Source organism: Mesorhizobium zhangyense, from assembly GCF_011045115.1.
GTDB lineage: Bacteria > Pseudomonadota > Alphaproteobacteria > Rhizobiales > Rhizobiaceae > Mesorhizobium_M > Mesorhizobium_M zhangyense.
Window position 1 is genome coordinate 1 of the sequence record NZ_JAAKZG010000058.1, and the last position, 725, is coordinate 725.

General features: G+C 50.1%; 1 protein-coding gene. It reads left to right on the forward strand.

Annotation, left to right across the window (positions count from 1 at the left end; translation table 11 throughout):
* Positions 1-212: 212 nt before the first annotated feature.
* Positions 213-725, forward strand: a 513-nt coding sequence (locus G6N74_RS30440; RefSeq protein WP_376767773.1) for a calcium-binding protein, incomplete at its 3' end; no start/stop codon positions are given.

Consider the following 725-nt stretch of genomic DNA (forward strand, 5'->3'; position numbering starts at 1 on the left):
GTTCGTCATTGCCGCAAGGCACCCTTCGTCCCCTTTCGGTTGCGACGGAAACGAAGATTTCCAAGGGGGTGGATTTGGGTGGGACAAAAACAGGCAAAAACGACAATAAAATCAGAGGCTGAAGTTGGTGCCTCAATTCTGACAGCCTAGCGTTGTCGGTTGCGGTAGAGGGACATTGCCGAGATTCGGGCTGAAGTGATTGGAAGGTTACAATGGGAAGAGTTTACACTGACTATTCGTTCGACTCTGTGAATGGCTATCTCACTATAGATACAGATGTTAGCGATTACATAGATGATAGCTATGTTGAGGCATACTGGGAAGACAGTAGTTATTTTCACGAAAGCTTCTACGATTCCACTTCATTCTCATTCGAATTTGACGTTTGGGATGGAGGTGTATTTGCGCATGACATCTCCGTCGAGAACGATTTCACTGGTGAAATTGAGACATACTCTGAAGACTACCACGTGTACGTGTATGCCTCAGCAGGGCAGTCGATCAATGGCAGCGGCATCCGGGACATCGCGTTTGGAAGCGATTTCAATGACGTAATTTTGCTCGGAGCGGGGAATGACGACGCGTTCGGAGGCGCCGGCAACGATTACATCGACGGCGGCAGCGGTGCCGACGTTATGCAAGGCCAAACCGGCAACGACATTTATATCGTCTCGTCGACCGGAGACCGGACGATCGAGTATGCTGGCCAGGGCACAGACATCGTT